Below are 13,617 nucleotides of genomic sequence, written 5' to 3'. Positions count from 1 at the left end.
CCCGCAGCCGCGGACTGGCGGAGACTGGATCGCATGACAGGGACGGCGGAGTACGAGAAGACACGCGACGACGGCAGGTACGAGGCCGTGCGGAGCCGGGACGCCCGGTTCGACGGCGCGTTCTTCTTCGCCGTCGCCACGACCGGCATCTACTGCCGGCCCAGCTGTCCCGCCATCACGCCGAGACGGCACAACGTGCGGTTCTTCGCGACGGCCGCCGCCGCGCAGGGCTCGGGTTTCCGGGCCTGCCGGCGGTGCCGTCCCGACGCCGTGCCGGGCTCCGCCGACTGGAACGTCCGCGCCGACGTCGTCGGACGGGCCATGCGGCTCATCGGTGACGGTGTCGTCGACCGCGAGGGCGTCGCCGGACTCGCCGGACGCCTCGGTTACAGCGCCCGCCAGGTGCAGCGCCAGCTGACCGCCGAGGTGGGCGCCGGACCCGTGGCGCTCGCCCGCGCCCAGCGGGCGCACACCGCGCGGGTGCTGCTCCAGACCACCGGCCTGCCCGTCACCGAGATCGCCTTCGCCTCCGGGTTCGCCAGCGTGCGGCAGTTCAACGACACGATCCGGGCCGTGTACGCGTCCACCCCGACCGAGCTGCGCGCCGCGGCCCCGGCCCGCGACCGGGCCGTCCGGCACACGGCCACCCCCTCCGCAGGCGTCCCGCTGCGCCTCGCCCACCGGGGCCCCTACCAGCCCGGCCCCGTCTTCGACCTGCTCCAGCGGGAGGCCGTCGCCGGTGTCGAGGAGGTGAGCGGCGAGGACGGCCACCGCGTCTACCGGCGCACCCTGCGCCTGCCGTACGGCACCGGGATCGTCGCCGTCCGGGAACAGCCGGGGCGGCCCGGCACCGGTGGCGGCTGGCTGGACGCCCGCCTCCACCTCACCGACCTGCGCGACCTGACCACCTCCGTGCAGCGGCTGCGGCGGCTGTTCGACCTCGACGCCGACCCGTACGCCGTCGACGAGCGGCTCGGCGCCGACCCCCGGCTCGCCCCGCTGGTCGCCGCCCGCCCCGGGCTGCGCTCACCGGGCAGTGCCGACCCCGACGAACTCGCGGTCCGTACCCTGGTGGGGCGCGCGGAGGCCGAGCGGCTCGTCCAGCGGTACGGCAAGGTGCTCGACGCGCCCTGCGGCACCCTCACCCACCTCTTCCCCGAACCGGCCGCCCTCGCCGGGGCCGCCCCCGACGGCCCCGCCGGTCCGCTGGCCGCCGCCCTCGCCGACGGCACCGTCCGCCTGGACCCGGGCGCCGACCGGGACGAGGCGGAGCGCGCCCTGCTCGCCGTGCCCGGCCTGGACGCCCGTACCGTCGCCGTCGTGCGCACCCGCGCCCTCGGCGATCCCGACGTGGCCCCGCCCGGGCTCACCGTCCCCGACGCCTGGCGCCCCTGGCGCTCGTACGCACTGAACCACCTGCGCGCAGCAGGAGAGTGGGAGAACGACCGATGACCACCGCCACCTACTGGCACGAGATCGACAGCCCCGTCGGGCGGCTGCTGCTCACCGCCGGGCACGACGGGGCGCTCACGTCCCTGTCGGTACCCGGGCAGAAGGGCGGCCGGAGCGTCCTCGACGGCTGGCGGCCCGACGCCGGGCCCTTCCGGGCGGCCGAGGAGCAGCTCGGCGCCTACTTCGCCGGGGAGCTGACCGGGTTCCGGCTGCCGCTGCGCGCCGAGGGCACCGCCTTCCGCGAGCGGGTGTGGGCCGCCCTGGACGACGTGCCCTACGGGGCGACGACGACGTACGGCGAGATCGCCGCACGCATCGGGGCCTCGCGGCCGGCGGTCCGAGCAGTCGGCGGCGCGATCGGCGCCAACTCGCTGCTGATCCTGCGCCCCTGCCACCGGGTGATCGGCGCCGACGGCTCCCTGACCGGGTACGCGGGCGGACTGGACCGCAAGACGCGGCTGCTGGCGCTGGAGGGCGCCCCGCTCAGCCGGCCAGCACCGCTCCCAGCCACGCCCCGGTGATCAGCAGGCACGCGAACAGCTCCGTCAGCAGGTCGGCGCCCCCCTGGCGCATCGCCGTCCGCAGCGACGCCATCGCCTCGCCGTGCCGCCCCAGCCGCGACCGCTCGGCGAGGTAGATGCCGCCCATGAAGCCGGGGACCGCGCCGAGCACGGGGACGAGCACGAAACCGAGGACGGCGCCCGCGCCGGCGTACGCCGTCAGCCGGCGCATCGCCGCGTCCCGGCGTCTCCTGCGGGTGGGCAGCGCCCAGCGCACCGCCCGCGACAGCAGCAGGACGACCGTGGCACCGACGAGAACGGCCCACGCGAGCGGCTGCGGATCCTTCAGTGCCCACCACAGGACCCCGGCCCACACCAGCCACGCCCCGGGCACGCCGGGCAGCAGGACGCCGCACAGCCCGAGCAGGATGACCAGGCCGGCCAGCAGGAGGTCCGACGCTCCCATCTGTCCAGGGTGCCGGAGTCCGGCGCGCTCCGCAGAAGTCCGTGCGCGGGGAGGGGCACCTCAGGGCTTGCGGGCCACCCAGTCCCTTTCGTAGGCGTGCCAGCCCAGCTGGAGCCGGGTGGTCACCCCGGCCAGCTCCATCAGGCGCTTCACGCGTCGCTGCACGGTCCGCAGGCCCAGGTCGAGCTGTTTGGCGACGCTCGCGTCGGTCAGCCCGGCGAGGAGCAGGGAGAGGATCTCCAGGTCGGTGCCGTCGGGGCCGTCCGGGCCGTGCTCGGTCACCCCGGACGTGCCGAGACGCAGCGGGAGCGCGTCCCGCCACACCGCCTCGAACAGGCCGGACAGCAGCTCCAGCAGGCCGCTGGCGTGCACGACCAGCGCTGCGGGCTCCGAGGAACGCGCCGTGAGCGGCACCAGGGCGAGGGAGCGGTCGGCGACGATCAGCTTGGTCGGCACCCGGTCCACGACGCGGACCTGCTCGTCCCGGCCCAGTGCGGCGGTCAGCTCGGTGATGCCGGTCGGCAGGTCGAGGACCGACCGCTCGACCACCACGCGGTAGCCGACCCCGCGCCCGGTGGCCTGCTCCTCCGCGTCGTTCTCCATGCCGGTCACGGCGACCGGCCGGTCGGTGACCAGCGCGCACACCTCCTCGGTGGCACCGAGCTGGAGCTGGAGGAAGCGCCGGGCGACGGCCGCGGCGCCGGTCACCACCTCCACCAGGTCGTGCACGGCGGGCTCGGCCGCCGCCGCCCGGTACTCCTCCGCGAGGAGGGCGGCCGCCAGCTCCGCCCGCTCCAGCTCGTGCCGCTGCTGGGTGAGCAGGGCGCCCAGTGCGACGCCGGGCGGGGCCGCGACCCAGCGGCCCGGGCGGGCCGAGGACTGGGCGGCGAGCCCGTTCTGCTCCAGCCGCCGCAGTGCGCGCTCGGTGTCCTGCTCGCCGAGCTCCAGCCGCCGCGCCAGGTCGGGCACGTCGGCCGCGCCCACCGACACCAGCGCCCGGTACGCCGCCTCCTGCGTGTCCTCCAGCCCCAGCACTCCCAGCATCAGGCGTCGCCCCTCCCCGGAAAACCATGATCATCACGAGTGACGGGGAGGTCCATGGCGGAAAACGGCCACGGCGTAAACCCGCCCTCGCACATCATCGCCGTACCACGGGTCACTCTGCCAAGGTGGCGTCGCCGAGCGGTCCTCCCGTGGGGGGTGGGGCCGCTCGGCCGCGCCTGCCTCGGAGAACTGTTCGACGCGTCCCCCGACACGCCGCCCGGCCGGCTCCGGGCCGCCCGAATTTCCCGATGCCCCGTTTCCATCCGGCTCCCGCGGTGGACAATCAGGAGCATGAGCCAGCAGGGGGGAAGGCCCACCGGTCCCACGGGTCCCACGGGTCCTGAGGACGACTGGTGGGGGCAGCTGTACGACGACTCCACCGGCGACACCGGCCCCACGGCGGCACCCGATTCCCTGGACGACCGCTTCGCCTCGGCGTCCGGCACGGTGGGCGGCCGGCCCGGCCCCGGCACCGCGAACCCGACGGCTGCGCCCTCGTCGGCCCCCACCTCGCCCGAGCCCGGGGCCCCGTGGTGGGACCCGTCGGGCCCCCCGGGCGTCCCCGGCCCGCGCAGCGCGGGCCCGCGGGACGTCCCCGGGCAACGACCGGCGGCCCCGTGGGACCCCCCGCCCGCGACTCCGGCCGGCCCGGCGAGCTTCCCGCCGGGTGCCCAGCGGCCGGGCACCGCGCCGCCGGGGGACGAGCGGCCCGGCCCCATACCGCCGGGTCCCGTGCGGCCCACCACCTCGCCGGGTCCTGAGTGGTCCGGGACTACCGCGCCGGTTCCTGAGCGGCCCACCACCCCGCCCGCAGCGGCCCCGGAGGCGTCCGGCGCCGCAGCGCCCCCGCCCCCGCCACAATCGCCCTCGCAGCCCTCGCAGCCCTCGCAGCCCTCGCAGCCCTCGCAGCCCCCGGCACCCGGGGGCCGGGGGCGAGGCGGTGTCCCGCGTGGGCTCACCACCTCGGGCACCGGGCCCGCCGACCTCTCCGAACCCCCCGCCGCCGTCTCGCCTCCCCGCAGCGCGTCCGACCTGCCTCCGCTCCCGCCGCCGTTCCTCCCCTCGGCGTCCGAGCCGTGGTCCGGGGACGCCCCCGACGGCACCGACCGCGGGTACGTCGGCGCCCGGCCGCCCACCTACGACGCCGAGCCCACCGCGTTGCCGCCCGCCGAACCCGACGGCCTCGACGGGCTGGTCCCGGACACCGTGCTGGAGGGCGCCCGGTACGGGACGTGCACCCTGCGGGCCGTCTCCGTGCGCGGGGACTCCGCGCGGTACCGGGGCGAGCCCCGGCGCGACGCGCTGCTCGTCGCCCGGTTCGGCGCGGGCGAGCGGGCACTGGTCCTGGTGGCGATGGCGACGGGCACCCGCGCCACCGCCGGCGCGCACCGGGCGGCGGCCGAGGCGTGCCGGTGGATCGGCCGGGCCGTGGGCCGCAGCCACGTCCGGCTCGTCGAGGACCTGCGGGCCGCCCGGCGCGGCGACCTGAAGTCCGGTCTGCACCGTCTCACCGACCGCAGCCTCGGCCGGCTCCGAGCCGGCGCCGCCGAACAGGGCCTCGCCCCGCACGAGTACGCGGCCACCCTGCGCTGCCTGCTGCTGCCCGCCGACCCCGAGTGCCGCACCCGGGTGTTCTTCGGCGTCGGCGCGGGCGGACTGCTCCGGCTGCGCGACGGCGCCTGGCAGGACATGGAACCGGCCGTCGGCGAGGTCACCGGTGAGCCCGTCCTCGGCTTCGGCTCCGCGCCCAGGGGCGCGTTCGGGTGGACGCCCGGGGGCGGGCCCCGGCGCACGCCCGAGGACGTGCCGGACGAGACGCCCGAGGGCGACCGGCTCACCATGGACCTCGGCGTCACCACGGCCCCGGGCCCGCACCAGGGGCCGCCCGCGGAGCCGCCCCGCGAGCCCTTCCGTTTCCGGGCCTCCGTCGCCCGCCCGGGTGACGTGCTGCTGATGAGCACCGCCGGGCTCGCCGAGCCGCTGCACGGCGAGCCCGAGCTGGGCGAACTCCTCGCGCGGAGATGGGCGGCCCGCCCGGCGCCCGGGCTGGGGGAGTTCCTCGCCGACAGCGGCGTTCGGGTCAAGGGATACGCGGACGACCGTACGGCTGCCGCCGTTTGGGAGGCGTGAGGCCGCTCGCTGTGGCATAGCTGGACCCATGGCCAAACAGAACGTCGCGGAACAGTTCGTCGACATCCTCGCCCGCGCCGGGGTCGAGCGCCTCTACGGCGTCGTGGGGGACAGCCTCAACCCGGTGGTGGACGCCGTGCGCCGCCACTCCGGCATCGAATGGGTGCACGTGCGGCACGAGGAGACAGCCGCCTTCGCCGCCGGAGCGGAGGCCCAGATCACCGGGAAGCTGGCCGCGTGCGCGGGCTCCTGCGGACCCGGCAACCTCCACCTCATCAACGGGCTCTACGACGCCCACCGCTCGATGGCCCCCGTCCTCGCCCTGGCCTCGCAGATCCCCTCCAGCGAGATCGGCCTGGGCTTTTTCCAGGAGACCCACCCCGACCAGCTGTTCCGCGAGTGCAGTCACTACAGCGAGCTGATCTCCAGCCCGAAGCAGATGCCGAGGCTGTTGCAGACCGCCATCCAGCACGCCGTCGGCCAGGGCGGCGTCAGCGTCGTCTCGCTGCCCGGCGACATCGCGGACGAGCCCGCCCCGGAGAAGGCCGCCGAGACGGCACTCGTCACCTCCCGGCCGACCGTCCGCCCCGGCGACGAGGAGATCGACCGGCTGGTGCGGATGATCGACGACGCCGAGAGGGTCACCCTGTTCTGCGGCAGCGGCACCGCCGGCGCGCACGCCGAGGTGATGGAGTTCGCCGGGAAGCTCAAGGCACCGGTGGGGCACGCCCTGCGGGGCAAGGAGTTCATCCAGTACGACAACCCCTACGACGTCGGCATGAGCGGGCTGCTCGGCTACGGCGCCGCCTACGAGGCCACCCACGAGTGCGACCTGCTGCTCCTGATCGGCACGGACTTCCCGTACAACGCCTTCCTGCCGGACGACGTGCGCATCGCCCAGATCGACGTACGGCCCGAGCGCCTGGGCCGGCGCTCCAAGCTGGACCTCGCGGTGTGGGGCGACGCGCGGGAGACGCTGCGCTGCCTGATCCCGCGGGTGAAGGAGAAGAAGAGCCGCCGCTTCCTCGACCGGATGCTGAAGAAGCACGCGGACGCCCTGGAGGGCGTCGTCAAGGCCTACACCCGCAAGGTCGACAAGCACGTGCCGATCCACCCCGAGTACGTGGCCGCCATGCTGGACGAGATGGCCGACGACGACGCGGTGTTCACCGTCGACACCGGCATGTGCAACGTCTGGGCCGCCCGCTACATCTCGCCCAACGGCCGTCGCCGCATCATCGGTTCCTTCTCCCACGGCTCCATGGCGAACGCGCTGCCGATGGCGATCGGCGCCCAGTTCACCGACCGGCGCCGACAGGTCGTGTCGATGTCCGGCGACGGCGGCTTCACCATGCTGATGGGCGACTTCCTCACCCTGGTCCAGCACGACCTCCCGGTGAAGGTCGTACTCTTCAACAACTCCTCGCTCGGCATGGTCGAGTTGGAGATGCTCGTCGCCGGCCTGCCCTCGCACGGCGTCGCCAACAAGAACCCGGACTTCGCCGCCGTCGCCGAGGCCTGCGGCGCCTTCGGCGTACGGGTGGAGAAGCCCAAGGACCTGGCGGGCGCGCTGAAGGCGGCGTTCAAGCACAAGGGCCCGGCCCTCGTCGACGTCGTCACCGACCCCAACGCCCTGTCCATCCCGCCGAAGATCAGCGCCGACATGGTCACCGGGTTCGCCCTGTCCGCCTCGAAGATCGTCCTGGACGGCGGCGTCGGACGCATGCTCCAGATGGCCCGCTCCAACCTGCGCAACGTGCCCCGGCCGTGATCCACCGGACAATCGTCCGGAAACTGGATGACTGCCGAGGGCCCGAACGGGCAAGGCTTCCCCCGTGAAGATGTTCGACCCGAGCGGGACAGACGGAGGGAAGCGACATCAGCGCGCCGACGGGGGACATGAAGGAGCAGGCGGAGCCACAGCTCAGGCGACGGCTCGGCCGGGCGGACCTGCGGGCGGTGCCCGAGGCCCGGCGAGCCCTGCGTGAACTGCTGCGGCACTGGGGCGGGCCCGGGCAGTCACAGGTCGCGGAGCTGCTCACCAGCGAGCTGGTGACCAACGCGCTCGTGCACACGGACGAGGGCGCCGTCCTGACCGCGACGGTCGGGCCGCGCGCCCTGCGGGTCGAGGTGCGGGACTTCACGGGCCGGGGGCGGCAGCCCCGTCCGCGCGCCCCGCGGGAGGAGAGCACCAACGGCAGAGGACTGGTCCTGGTCGAGTCGCTCGCCGACGACTGGGGGGTGCGGCCCTGCGACGTGGGCAAGTCGGTCTGGTTCGAACTGGGCGCGGAAGCGGACACGGAAGCGGCCTGAGGCTCCGGGACGATCCCCGGTGCCTCAGGCCGTCGGCCCGCCCGTCGCGCCCCGGGCTAACCGAACTGCTGCTCCAGATCCTTGAGCTTGCGCTCCAGGGAGTCCAGACGGGGCAGGGCCTGGGTGTCGTCCTCGGCGGTGAGGTCGACGGTCTCCACGGCCGGCTGCTCAGACCCGCTGCGCACGGGTTGCAGGGAGGGACGCCGGGTCGCTGCGGGCAGCTGCTCCGGGGCCGATATGGCAGGCTCCGCGGTGGCGCGTTCCGAGCCCCGCTCGACCTGCTGCACCTCGACCTCGACCTGACGGCCGCCGCGGCCCGGGAAGCCGCGGTGGCCGTGCCCGCGGCTGATCGCCTTGAGCTGCGCCCGCTCCAGCCGCTCCTGCTCGCGCCGCCGCAGCTTCTTCTCCTCCTTCTGACGCCGGTCGTCGCGCACCTCCTCGACGGCCTCGTCCAGACTCCGCACCCCCTCCAGGAGCATCAACGACCAGGCGCGGTACGTCTCCCGAGGGGCACGCAGCCAGCGGACCATGCGGATCTGCGGCAGCGGGCGGGGCACCAGACCCTGCTCGCGCAGCGCGGCCCGGCGGGTCTGCTTCAGGGCCCGGTCGAAGAGCACCGCCGCCGAGAGGGACATGCCCGCGAAGAAGTGCGGGGCACCCGCGTGCCCCAGACCGCGCGGCGCGTGCACCCAGTTGAACCAGGCCGCGGCGAACGCGAAGGCCCACACGAGTATCCGCGAACCGAGCGCCGCGTCGCCGTGGCTGGCCTCGCGCACCGCGAGGACGGAGCAGAACATCGCCGCACCGTCGAGCCCGAACGGGACCAGGTACTGCCAGCCGTCGCTCAGGCCGAGGTTCTGCTCGCCGAAGCCGACCAGACCGTGGAAGGAGAGTGCCGCGGCGACCGCGGCGCAGCAGAAGAGCAGGACGTAGGAGAAGGTGCCGTAGAGGGCCTCCTTGCGACGGCGGCGCTCCTCCATGCGCTCCCACGAGTCGTCCGCGCCCGCGTCCTTCCCCGGGGAACGCTTGCCGCGCGCCAGCACCGCCACCGCCGCCAGCATGCCCAGGAGCAGCACGGCGCCCGGAAGCAGCCAGTTCAGCGATATGTCGGTCAATCTCATCTGGGGTCCCTTGCAGTGGGATAGGGCGTAACGCCCGCCATGGTGGCCCAAACCCGGCGGCCCTCAGGGGGTTTCGAGGCAAGAGGCCGCCAAGGAGGTGCGAGGGGGGTACCCAGGGCGGCATTCTGCTCGAACTGCCGCATGACGGGCGGGAGTTGAGTTCGAATAAGACTACCCGTACGAGTGGTTCGGCGGAAAGTTGCCGCGACGCGTGGGGAGGTTGTGAAACAGCGTCGCCGATCCTAGTCGACGATCCCGACTGTGCTGACCGGCCGTCAGCCCGCCGTGGCGAGCAGCTTGTCGACGCGGTCCGCGTCGCAGGTCCGCGGGCAGGTGGCGCAGGTGTCCTCGGGGCGCAGGGTGTAGAACATGCAGCAGCTCGCCCGGTCCCGGGTGTGCAGCGGCGTGCCGTCCGGTCCCTTCAGCTCGCGGAACGCCGCGTCCCCGACGTACGGCTTGGTCGCGCCCGGCAGCAGCAGCTCCAGCTCGTGCCGTGCCCGCTCCTGCTCGCCGAGCAGATGGGCGACGTACCACAGCCCCTCGACGACCTCGTCGGTCGCCATGCCCCACAGGGCGCGTCCGCGGCGCCGCATCCGGGGGCCGAATCCGGCCAGCACCGGCTCGAGGTGCTCGGCGGCCGCGGCCCGCACCTCGGCGCGCAGCGCCTCCTCGTCGGCGACCACCCGGGCGCCGGGCAGGCCGGCGGCCGGGTCGCCGGGCAGGCAGGCGAAAGAGGCGGGGCGCACGGCCATCAGGCCGAGGGGGAGTCCGGCGGCCGTGCGGTCGTAGGACACGTGGGCCGCGGGGAGGCGGGGCACGCGGCGGTGCAGGAACCAGGGCACGGTGATCATCAGGCAGGCCGGCCACGCGTACCGGTGCAGACCGAAGCTCGCGATCACGTCCGGCCGGGCCCGCTGCCCGTAGTCCCGCAGCACCTGGGCCTCGTCCTGGGCGAGGAACGCCGCCAGCTCCTCGCCGCCCGCGGCGAGCGAGGAGGCCGAGACCCAGCCGTCGCCGCCCGGGTCGGGGTCGGCCGCGTCCAGTTCGGTGACGCCCAGCCCGGGGAGGACCTCGGACAGGCGCGCGTAGGCGTCCGTGAAGGCCGTACGGGCGACAGGCATGCGGGACCACCGATCCACGTCGGGTCAACGGGCTGCTAAAGGTAAGCCTTACCTTACCCAAGATCCGCGGGATGTGAACTGGTGGCCCCCTGCGCTTATGGTGCTTGACGGACAGGTGACAACCCGCCGTAATGACCTCAAGTACCGACACGTCCCGCAGGAGGACCCGTGGAGCACAGCGCGCAGGGCGCCGCAGGAGCGGGTACGGGCACGGCGGCCGACGCGGTGCGGATCCCGGCGCAGCCGGGAGCGGCGGACCGGGCGCCGGCCCGCGGCCGGGCGCGCGGCGCCGGGGAGGCGGACGGCGCGGCGCGCGGTGAGCACACCCACGGCGAACCGTCCGCACCGCGCCCGCGCGGCCTCGTCCGGCGTTCCTCTGTGCGCGGGCAGATCCTCGACTTCCTCCGCTCCGCGCTGGCCACCGGCGACCTGCGGCCCGGCGAGGTGTACTCGGCGCCCGTGCTGGGCGAGCGGTTCGGCGTCTCGGCCACCCCCGTGCGGGAGGCCATGCAGCAGCTCGCCCTGGAGGGAGCCGTCGAGGTCGTCCCCAACCGCGGTTTCCGCGTCGTCGAGCGCGGCGACCGGGAGCTGGCCGAGCTGGCCGAGGTCCGGGCCCTGATCGAGGCCCCGGTGTGGCTGCGGCTCGCCCGTACGGTGCCCGCCGAGCGCTGGGCGGAGCTGCGCCCCCTCGCCGAGGCCACCGTCCGCGCCGCGTCCTCGGGCTGCCCGGCGACGTATGCCGAGGCCGACCGTGCCTTCCACCGCGCGGTGCTCGCCCTGGCGGGCAACGAACAGCTCGTCCGGGTCGCCGCGGACGTGCACCGCCGTGCCCAGTGGCCGCCGGCCGGCTCGCCCTCCGCACGGGGGCGGGCCGACCTGGTCGCCGACGCGCACGAGCACACGGCGCTGCTCGACGCGCTGATCGCCTGCGACCCGGACGTGGTGCGGGCCCTGGTGGAGGACCACTTCCCGGGCGCCCGCTGAACGCGGACGCCACGGCACCTCCTGCTGCTACGGCACCTCCTGCCGTTCGGCGCGGCCCGCGGGCGTCCGCTTCCCGGTCCGGCCGGCCTTCCCCGTCCCCTCCCTGCCACCGTCCGCGCCGCCCCTGCCCCGCGCGGAGCGGGACCGCGCGCCGCGTCCGTGCAGCTCGACGGCGAGCGGGGCGGCGGTGAGGACCGAGGAGTACGTCCCCACCACCACGCCGATCAGCAGCGCGAGCGCGAAGTCGGTCAGCGAGTCGTCGGCGAGGACGGCCAGCGAGGCGAGGATGAGCAGCGCGCCCATGCCCGTGTTGACCGTGCGCGGCAGGGTCTGCAGGATCGCGTCGTTGGTCAGCCGGGCGAACGGTGACGTCCGTTCCCGGCGCAGCAGCTCCCGCACGCGGTCGAAGAGGACCACCGAGTCGTTGACGGAGTAGCCGATCACGGTCAGCAGCGCGGCCAGGAACACCCCGTCGATCGGTTTGCCCAGCCAGGCGAACACCCCGACCAGGATCACCACGTCGTGGGCGAGCGCGCCGACCGCGGCGGTGCCGAACAGCAGCCGGAACCTGGCCGCGAGGTACGCCAGCTGGGCGGCCAGCGCCAGCCCGAGGGCGATCAGCGCGTCCCGGCGCAGCTCCGCGCCGAGGCTCGGGCCGATCAGCTCGTCGCGCACCTTCTCGGTCCCGCCGCCCAGCCCGGCGACGACCCCGGTGACCTCCGCCGCCTCGGCGTCGGTCAGCTCGTGCGTGCGCACCGTGAGGTCGCCGTCGCCGGAGGACTGGACGACGGCGCGCGGCAGGCCGGCGTCGGCGAGGGCGGCGCGGGCCCGGTCCGGGTCGACCTGTACGGCGGTGGAGTACTCGATGAGCCGCCCGCCGGTGAACTCGATGCCGAAGTCGAGGCCGCGCACCAGGATGCCGGAGCCGGCCGCCACCAGCACGGCCAGCGAGGCCGCCAGCCAGCGGCGCGGCCGGCGCATCAGGAACGGGTCGCGGCGCAGCAGGGCGTCCCGGACCGGGCCGGTGGACGAGATGCCGGTGACGCGGGGGCGCCGGAGGACCGCCGGACGGCCCACGGCGTACTCGGCCAGTACCCGGGTGATCACCAGCGCGCTGACCATCGAGGCCAGCACGCCGATGCCGAGGGTGACGCCGAAACCCTTGACCGGGCCGGAGGCCAGGAAGAAGAGCAGGGCGGCGGCGATCAGGGTGGTGACGTTGGAGTCGGCGATCGCGCTGAACGCGCTGCGGAAACCGGTGGTCAGCGCCGACCGGGTGCTCGGACGCGTGCGGGCCGCCTGTTCCTCGCGGGCCCGTTCGAAGACGAGGACGTTGGCGTCCACCGCCATGCCGATGGCCAGCACGAAGCCGGCGAGGCCGGGCAGCGTCAGGGTCGCGCCGACCGCGGCCAGCGCGGCGTAGGAGATCAGGCCGTAGCAGAGCAGCGCCACGGTCGCCAGCGCGCCCATCAGCCGGTAGACGACGACGATGAACAGCGCGGTCAGGGCGGTGCCGATGACCGCGGCCCGGGTGCCGGCCGAGACCGCCTCGTCGCCCAGGGTGGCGCCGATGGTGCGCTGCTCGACGGTCTCGACCGGCACGGGCAGGGCGCCGCCCTCGACGAGCAGGGCCAGCTCACGGGCCTCGGCGTCGTCGAAGGAACCGGTGATCCGGGTGGAGCCCCCGGTGATGCCCGCCCCGCAGGACACGGACGCGTCGACCTGCGGCGAGGAGATGATCTTGTCGTCGAGCACGACGGCGACCCGGCGCCGGGGATCACCGGCCGGATGGCAGGCCGCCTCGCCGGTCACCCGGGCCCACCGGTCGCTGCCGGCGTCCCCGAAGTCGACGGTGACGTGCCAGCCCGCGCCGCTCTGCTGGTCGAAGCGGGCGTCGGCGCCCTTGACGTCCTGCCCGGTCAGCGCGGCGTCCGCCAGCCGCAGTGACTGCCCGGACTCGTCCGGCAGCACCTGCTCGCCGTTCCCGCGGGCCTCACCGGCGGTGCCGCTCCGGCCTGCCGCGCCGTCCTCGCCGGTCCGGCCGGACGGCTGCTCGGCCGGACCGAGCACCGGGTGGACGGTGAGCTGCGCGGTGCGGCCCAGGACGTCGGCGGCCTTCTTCGGGTCCTGTACGCCCGGCAGTTCGACGACGACGCGGTTCTCGCCGGAGCGGACGATGGTCGGTTCGGCGACGCCGAGGGCGTCGATGCGGCCGCGCAGCACCTCCACGGTCCGGTCGGTGGCCTCCCGGCCGGCCTCGGCGGTCTCCGTCGACCGGGTCTCCAGCACGATCTGGGTACCGCCGCGCAGGTCGAGCCCGAGGCGGACCGGCATGGTCAGGGCGATGGCCGCGGACACGGCGAGCACGGCGAGCCCGACGAGCGCACGGACGTCGCGGGAACGGGACCGCGACCGCGGACGCGGGCGGGAAGGGGGGCGGGAGCGTTTCAACACGGGCCTCCGGCGGGCATGCCGCGGCGGCGGCC

The 13,617-nt window shown here is 75.1% G+C and carries 11 protein-coding genes; 6 read left to right on the top strand and 5 right to left on the bottom strand.

What is annotated here, in order from left to right; translation table 11 throughout:
• Positions 1-33: 33 nt before the first annotated feature.
• Both ACIBCJ_RS23195 and ACIBCJ_RS23190 read left to right on the top strand, forming a co-directional pair.
• Positions 34-1,452 carry an AlkA N-terminal domain-containing protein gene (locus ACIBCJ_RS23195; protein ID WP_365978292.1) on the top strand — a complete coding sequence of 473 codons (1,419 nt, stop codon included), beginning with the start codon at positions 34-36 and terminating at the stop codon, positions 1,450-1,452.
• Positions 1,449-1,973 (top strand): methylated-DNA--[protein]-cysteine S-methyltransferase, encoded by a 525-nt coding sequence (locus ACIBCJ_RS23190; RefSeq protein WP_365978291.1) that lies wholly within the window; start codon positions 1,449-1,451, stop codon positions 1,971-1,973. Before ACIBCJ_RS23195 ends, ACIBCJ_RS23190 begins: the two co-directional genes overlap by 4 nt.
• Here ACIBCJ_RS23190 and ACIBCJ_RS23185 read toward each other — a convergent pair.
• Entirely contained in the window at positions 1,936-2,418 is a 483-nt protein-coding gene (locus tag ACIBCJ_RS23185) for a DUF456 domain-containing protein (protein WP_362092925.1), read from the bottom strand. The two genes, ACIBCJ_RS23190 and ACIBCJ_RS23185, sit on opposite strands and share 38 nt — an antisense overlap.
• 60 nt (positions 2,419-2,478) lie before the next feature.
• Entirely contained in the window at positions 2,479-3,462 is a 984-nt protein-coding gene (locus ACIBCJ_RS23180; protein WP_362092928.1) for a helix-turn-helix domain-containing protein, read from the bottom strand.
• Positions 3,463-3,753: 291 nt separating this feature from the next.
• On the opposite strand from ACIBCJ_RS23180, the gene ACIBCJ_RS23175 reads away from it, so the two are divergent.
• The 3 genes from ACIBCJ_RS23175 (at position 3,754) to ACIBCJ_RS23165 (ending at position 7,905) form a co-directional block, all read left to right on the top strand.
• Positions 3,754-5,592, top strand: a complete 1,839-nt coding sequence (locus tag ACIBCJ_RS23175; RefSeq protein WP_365978290.1) for a protein phosphatase 2C domain-containing protein — start codon at positions 3,754-3,756, stop codon at positions 5,590-5,592.
• 28 nt (positions 5,593-5,620) lie between these two features.
• Entirely contained in the window at positions 5,621-7,363 is a 1,743-nt protein-coding gene (locus ACIBCJ_RS23170) for a pyruvate dehydrogenase (RefSeq protein ID WP_362092934.1), read from the top strand.
• Between the two features lie 128 nt (positions 7,364-7,491).
• Positions 7,492-7,905 (top strand): ATP-binding protein, encoded by a 414-nt coding sequence (locus ACIBCJ_RS23165; RefSeq protein WP_362092937.1) that lies wholly within the window; start codon positions 7,492-7,494, stop codon positions 7,903-7,905.
• 56 nt (positions 7,906-7,961) lie between these two features.
• Here ACIBCJ_RS23165 and ACIBCJ_RS23160 read toward each other — a convergent pair whose 3' ends face one another.
• Positions 7,962-9,026, bottom strand: coding sequence for a DUF2637 domain-containing protein (locus ACIBCJ_RS23160; protein WP_362092940.1), 1,065 nt, complete (start codon positions 9,024-9,026; stop codon positions 7,962-7,964).
• 275 nt (positions 9,027-9,301) lie between these two features.
• Entirely contained in the window at positions 9,302-10,147 is an 846-nt protein-coding gene (locus ACIBCJ_RS23155; protein WP_365978289.1) for a (2Fe-2S)-binding protein, read from the bottom strand.
• A 168-nt stretch (positions 10,148-10,315) separates the two neighbouring features.
• On the opposite strand from ACIBCJ_RS23155, the gene ACIBCJ_RS23150 reads away from it, so the two are divergent.
• Entirely contained in the window at positions 10,316-11,131 is an 816-nt protein-coding gene (locus tag ACIBCJ_RS23150; RefSeq protein ID WP_365978288.1) for a GntR family transcriptional regulator, read from the top strand.
• A gap of 27 nt (positions 11,132-11,158) precedes the next feature.
• Here ACIBCJ_RS23150 and secD read toward each other — a convergent pair whose 3' ends face one another.
• Positions 11,159-13,582 carry a protein translocase subunit SecD gene (secD, locus tag ACIBCJ_RS23145; RefSeq protein ID WP_365978287.1) on the bottom strand — a complete coding sequence of 808 codons (2,424 nt, stop codon included), beginning with the start codon at positions 13,580-13,582 and terminating at the stop codon, positions 11,159-11,161.
• Positions 13,583-13,617 lie beyond the last annotated feature (35 nt).

Origin of the sequence: Streptomyces sp. NPDC051136, assembly GCF_044455745.1 — a bacterium.
In the GTDB taxonomy this organism is placed as follows: domain Bacteria; phylum Actinomycetota; class Actinomycetes; order Streptomycetales; family Streptomycetaceae; genus Streptomyces.
This window is presented reverse-complemented; position numbering and strand designations above follow the sequence as displayed.

Excerpts from the sequence above, each read along its gene's own strand:
- ACIBCJ_RS23195 (WP_365978292.1), top strand. The coding sequence starts at position 34 with ATGACAGGGACGGCGGAGTACGAGAAGACACGCGACGACGGCAGGTAC.
- ACIBCJ_RS23190 (WP_365978291.1), top strand. The coding sequence starts at position 1,449 with ATGACCACCGCCACCTACTGGCACGAGATCGACAGCCCCGTCGGGCGG.
- ACIBCJ_RS23185 (WP_362092925.1), bottom strand. The coding sequence starts at position 2,418 with ATGGGAGCGTCGGACCTCCTGCTGGCCGGCCTGGTCATCCTGCTCGGG.
- ACIBCJ_RS23180 (WP_362092928.1), bottom strand. The coding sequence starts at position 3,462 with ATGCTGGGAGTGCTGGGGCTGGAGGACACGCAGGAGGCGGCGTACCGG.
- ACIBCJ_RS23175 (WP_365978290.1), top strand. The coding sequence starts at position 3,754 with ATGAGCCAGCAGGGGGGAAGGCCCACCGGTCCCACGGGTCCCACGGGT.
- ACIBCJ_RS23170 (WP_362092934.1), top strand. The coding sequence starts at position 5,621 with ATGGCCAAACAGAACGTCGCGGAACAGTTCGTCGACATCCTCGCCCGC.
- ACIBCJ_RS23165 (WP_362092937.1), top strand. The coding sequence starts at position 7,492 with ATGAAGGAGCAGGCGGAGCCACAGCTCAGGCGACGGCTCGGCCGGGCG.
- ACIBCJ_RS23160 (WP_362092940.1), bottom strand. The coding sequence starts at position 9,026 with ATGAGATTGACCGACATATCGCTGAACTGGCTGCTTCCGGGCGCCGTG.
- ACIBCJ_RS23155 (WP_365978289.1), bottom strand. The coding sequence starts at position 10,147 with ATGCCTGTCGCCCGTACGGCCTTCACGGACGCCTACGCGCGCCTGTCC.